General features: G+C 40.4%; 7 protein-coding genes and 1 pseudogene. All 8 read left to right on the top strand.

Annotated elements, in window-relative coordinates:
• A pseudogene (gene tuf / locus H6S82_RS18305) lies at positions 1 to 296 on the top strand (elongation factor Tu); the annotation flags it as partial.
• A gap of 89 nt (positions 297 to 385) precedes the next feature.
• Complete coding sequence (locus H6S82_RS18300; RefSeq protein ID WP_242057003.1) at positions 386 to 1,138, top strand: hypothetical protein; 753 nt, start codon at positions 386 to 388, stop codon at positions 1,136 to 1,138.
• Between the two features lie 505 nt (positions 1,139 to 1,643).
• Positions 1,644 to 2,168: a dihydrofolate reductase family protein gene (locus tag H6S82_RS18295; protein ID WP_190465714.1), complete on the top strand. Its 525-nt coding sequence runs from the start codon at positions 1,644 to 1,646 to the stop codon at positions 2,166 to 2,168.
• A gap of 158 nt (positions 2,169 to 2,326) precedes the next feature.
• Positions 2,327 to 2,959 carry a Vat family streptogramin A O-acetyltransferase gene (locus H6S82_RS18290; protein ID WP_190465712.1) on the top strand — a complete coding sequence of 211 codons (633 nt, stop codon included), beginning with the start codon at positions 2,327 to 2,329 and terminating at the stop codon, positions 2,957 to 2,959.
• Between the two features lie 191 nt (positions 2,960 to 3,150).
• A complete protein-coding gene (locus H6S82_RS18285; protein WP_190465710.1) occupies positions 3,151 to 3,375 on the top strand; it encodes an addiction module protein in 225 nt (74 codons plus the stop codon).
• Positions 3,372 to 3,578 (top strand): hypothetical protein, encoded by a 207-nt coding sequence (locus H6S82_RS18280; protein ID WP_190465708.1) that lies wholly within the window; start codon positions 3,372 to 3,374, stop codon positions 3,576 to 3,578. Before H6S82_RS18285 ends, H6S82_RS18280 begins: the two co-directional genes overlap by 4 nt.
• 11 nt (positions 3,579 to 3,589) lie before the next feature.
• Positions 3,590 to 4,480, top strand: coding sequence for a hypothetical protein (locus H6S82_RS18275; RefSeq protein WP_190465706.1), 891 nt, complete (start codon positions 3,590 to 3,592; stop codon positions 4,478 to 4,480).
• Positions 4,481 to 4,530: 50 nt separating this feature from the next.
• The gene (locus tag H6S82_RS18270) at positions 4,531 to 4,749 is read left to right on the top strand and encodes a hypothetical protein (protein ID WP_190465703.1); all 219 of its coding nucleotides are present in this window, start codon (positions 4,531 to 4,533) and stop codon (positions 4,747 to 4,749) included.
• Positions 4,750 to 4,898 lie beyond the last annotated feature (149 nt).

Below are 4,898 nucleotides of genomic sequence, written 5' to 3'. Positions count from 1 at the left end.
ATACTGAGTTTGAGTCTGAGATGTACGTGCTGACGGCAAAGGAAGGCGGTCGCAAAACTCCATTCTTGCCTGGTTATCGTCCTCAGTTTTTTGTGCGAACAACTGATGTGACAGGAACGATTAAATCCTTCACAACAGATGATGGCAGTGTAGCTGAGATGGCAGTACCAGGCGATCGCGTTAAGATGACTGTTGAGTTACTCGACCCCATTGCGATCGAGCAAGGAATGCGCTTTGCTATTCGTGAAGGCGGTCGCACGATCGGCGCTGGCGTTGTCTCTAAAATCTTGAAGTAGATTTTCTCCAGACAAACAGGTGCAGAAAGCTCACTTAGCCCGGAACTTTAGTTCCGGGCTAATAGCTTCAGTCCTCTAAAAGAGGGCAAATGACCAGTATTGGAGATGATATGAAGCTAAATCAGTTGATTGCTGTATTACAGTCTGTTAAAGCAAATGCCACTAAAGGCAAAACCGAAATCTATCAACTCTCTCAGAAAAGTGGACTGTTTCAAGGGTTAAGTAGAACTTATCAGCCCAGAGAAGAAGATGGATTTGTTTATCCTGCTGAGTCACAGAAATTGACGCTGAAGGCCAACGAATTGATTGATAAGTTTGTGCAAGCTTGCTCTGAATATTTAGACCTGGCAGCTACTCAGGACTACGCTAATACTGAGGCTAAGGCATCAGTTGTTGTGGATGGGCAAACTATTATTGCTGATGTCCCTGTCTCCTATTTATTATTTCTTGAAAAGCAGCTTCAGGATGTCAAGACGTTCATTACTTCATTACCCGTACTTTCCATCGACAAAGACTGGCAGCATGACCCCAATCGAGGATGCTATGTTACCAGTCCTAAAGAAACTGTGAAAACTAAGAAAATCACGGATTTTGTGGTTGCCTATGAAGCAACAGAACATCATCCCGCTCAAATCAAAGAAGTTTCTAAAGACGTTGTGGAAGGAACCTGGAGTTTGATTGAGTTCTCAGGAGCGCTGCCTCAAGACCGCGTGAATTTATTGCTTCGTAGAGTGGATATACTGCAAAAAGCAGTGATTCAAGCTAGAGAAGAAGCGAATGGTAGGGAAGTGCAGCAAAAGCAAGTTGCTAGGGCAATTTTTAGCTACCTATTTGCAGATTAGACTATAATGGATTTGGAGTACAAGTTCATTTTTAGCAATTCAGGGTATTTGCAGGTTCGACTCCTGTCCCCCAGTCCATCTGGGGGTAGGCAAATTGGTAAAGCCACCCTGGTGCGTCAAATTCAGAATAAAGCTCAGGTTATTGCTCCAAGTTCATTTTTGAAAACTCGCTCCCTGTATCGCTCTTCGTAGAACAAGGCTAGTGAGACGCGGGTTCAAATCCCGTCCTCTGCTCCAAATATGCAGAGGTAGTTTAGTGGAAAAACCTCACAGCATCAGATTGATTCTGCGGAAATTGGAAATCAAAAGACAGGATCGGCGTTCCAAAACTTCCCCGGCATTCAGGATACGAGTGCCGGGGTTTTAACATGGGACACACCGTCTCAGTATATTCTGTTGATGCTCCAGTTCAAAGATATTTACCACCGCTAAATGCGATCGCACTCCCTTGCATAGGTTTTTAGTCAGAAATACCTTCTCAGTTTCCGTTTACCAAAGGTTAAATATGCGAAAACTAAAATATTATGTTGTTACCACACTCGACGGGTTTATTGCCCGCGAAGACGGCACCTGGGATTGTTTTGTTCAAGAAGGCGAGCATATAACTGATTATCTTGAATCTTTGAACTTATTTGATGCCGTTATAATGGGGCGAAAGACTTACGAAGTAGGGCTAAAGGTTGGTGTGACTAATCCTTATCCAACAATGAAACAGTATGTTGTCTCGCGCACGATGAAAGAAAGCCCAGATGAGAATGTTGAACTCGTGTCGAACAACGTGGTTGAGGTAGTCAAAAATTTAAAAAATGAACCGGGCAAAGACATCTATCTCTGCGGTGGCGCGGATTTAGCTGCCATGCTTTTTGCCGAGAATTTGATTGATGCTGTTATCCTAAAAGTGCATCCCGTACTGATTGGTTCGGGTATTCCGGCTTTTAAAGAAATTGTCAGGCAGACCGATCTAGAATTAATTGAGAGTAAAACCTTTAGGACGGGTGTTGTAGTTCTTCATTATGATGTGAAGAATTGAAGCTAGGACTGATGCTGACTTTTTGGTATAAGTATATGAAGGAAGTGCAGTAATGCTTCGACTCAAAGCTATAGCGATCGCATTTTACTTAGCCAGCAGTGCCGGGATTATTCCGCTCCTAAATTAATAAGTTCATCACTCACGTCTGAGGTGTTGCAATGCCATATCCCGATCCGAAAACTTTACATCCAATGCAGGGGTTTCCGCAAGTTTGTTTTATTAAAAATATCGTTTCAAATCCTAACATTATTATTGGCGACTACACTTATTACGACGATCCAGAAGATTCGGAAAATTTCGAGCGGAATGTCCTTTATCACTATCCCTTTATCGGTGACAAGTTAATCATCGGCAAGTTCTGCGCTATAGCCAGAAATGTAAAATTCATTATGAATGGTGCAAATCACGGAATGTCGGGGTTTTCCACCTATCCATTTTATATTTTTGGTAATGGTTGGGAGCGCGTTACACCTGAGTCTAATGAATTACCTTTTAAAGGTGATACTGTAATTGGGAATGATGTGTGGATTGGATATGAAGCAACGATTATGCCTGGGGTAAAAGTTGGCGATGGAGCAATTATTGGCGCTAAGTCTGTAGTTACTAAAGATGTTAAACCTTACACCATTGTTGGAGGGAATCCAGCTAAGGTAATCCGACAACGCTTTTCTGATGAAATAATCGATGTTTTACTGGAAATTGCCTGGTGGAATTGGGATATTGAAAAGATTACGAGAAATTTAGAGAAAATTGTTGGTGCAGATATTGAAGCATTAAAAAATTGTGTATAATTGACCAACAGAAGCCCAAAAGCGAGACGCTGTGCTGATAAAGCAGAGGTAGAAAGGGAAGCGATCGCTATATAGGGTAATAGAGGTGTGTTAAGTCGTATTGTTATTACAGTGTTCAATTTAATGGGTAAAATGCTATCTTATATATTTAGGTTTATTTAGTCACCCACTCTTTTATGTAGGTTTGTTGTATGGACATCACAGCCACTTTGAAGGAGATTACAACCCTAAGTATTGAAGATCGGATCGATCTTGTGCAAGCAATTTGGGATAGTATTGCAGCAGAACAAGCTTACCCCAACCTGACCGAAGCGCAACAGCAAGAGATCGATCGCCGTATTGCCGATTACGAAACTAATCCCGATAACGTATTGACATGGGATGAGATTAAAGCCTCAATCAGAAAACGACCATGAATTATGTACTGGTATTTCGTCCAGAAGTTCGTGAAGAACTAAATGAGGCGTACAATTGGTACGAGAGTCAGCAGCCCGGACTTGGCGACGATCTTTTCGATTGTGTTGACGATATCCTGAATCGAATTTGCCAAATGTCTGAGTCTAATACTGTTGTCTATCGAGTTCGGTGGGCAGGCATTGTTTATAGTTTTGTATTATAATTTTAAGGTGAATGAAAGTAGTTATGAATAGCCGAAAATATTATTCTGCACGTACTGGTAAAAATCCAAATGAGAGTCGTTACGACCTGACTACCCTTCGTAGGCTTTTTCGCGATCTCTATTTACGATTTCTAAACGATGATTATTTTCAAGAAGCGTTTGGTTACGACTGCGTAGATTATGGACGGGTTCAAGGCAAGTTAGGTTCGGACATAGAAGTGCAAATGTTTCGTTTGATTAGGAAACCCGATCTTTGGCCAATACAGAATAAATGTGAAGCTTATTCAGAAGACGATTTATTCGATGTTATCGAGTTTATTTACGAGCATATCTCTAAGCCAATTAATGGACGTTACCATAGGTTTAACGATTGTGGAATGCACTACAATACTTTTGATAAGAATACTGGTCAGCAAGAGTTCAGAGAGCAAGTTAATCAAATATTATGTGACTATAAGGAAGGCTATGAACTCTCAGAAAATGGCGAAATTTTAGAATTGCCAGAAAATGGCTTAGAAAATCTATTTGTTGAAAATTTACCCATATACGATCACGATAACGTTGAGCAGCGAGTGGAATCTGCAATCAAAAAGTTTAGAAGCTATCGCTCGTCTTTAGATGAAAAACATGATGCAATTCGAGATTTGGCTGATGTCCTTGAATTCCTGCGACCTAAAATCAAAGAGTTAGCGGAAAAATATAACCCAGATGAGCAATATTTATATAAATTCACTCAAAACACATATGATATCGCGAATAACTGTGGGATACGACACCACAATAATAAGCAAAAACAGGATTATGACAAAGATATTTGGTACAATTGGATATTCTATTATTATCTTGCAACTATACACGTTTTTGTGCGGTTGATAAAGAAGGCTGAAAGCCAGTCAACTTGACCAAGAGATATAAAAATATGAAATGGTTGTTTAATCGATGACTCCGTGCCATGAATACTGAATTTCTTAAATTAGAATTAATCGAATGGATTTTGTCATTAAAAGATGCTGAAGCCTTAAATGAAATCCAAAAAATGAAAGAAAATTTTTCTGAAAATGCTCTCGCAGTCCAACCTCGTCAATTTGGCTGTGGCAAGGGTATTTTTACTTATGTGGCAGAGGATTTTGATGAAACGCCTCCGGGATTTGAAGATTATATGCTGCCATGAAATATCTAATTGATACTCACATTCTGATTTGGTTTGTTGAAGGGAGCGATCGCTATTTAATCTCCTATTTTAATCAATCTCGATCGCTTGTTCAGATCCCCGACTTCTTGAAGAAGTCGGGGATCTAGATTTACCTCGATCGCTCACCC

This window comes from Planktothrix sp. FACHB-1355 (assembly GCF_014748295.1).
In the GTDB taxonomy this organism is placed as follows: Bacteria; Cyanobacteriota; Cyanobacteriia; order Cyanobacteriales; family Aerosakkonemataceae; genus Aerosakkonema; species Aerosakkonema funiforme_A.
The sequence above is the reverse complement of the archived record's forward strand: the minus strand, read 5'-3'. Positions and strand labels throughout refer to the sequence as shown.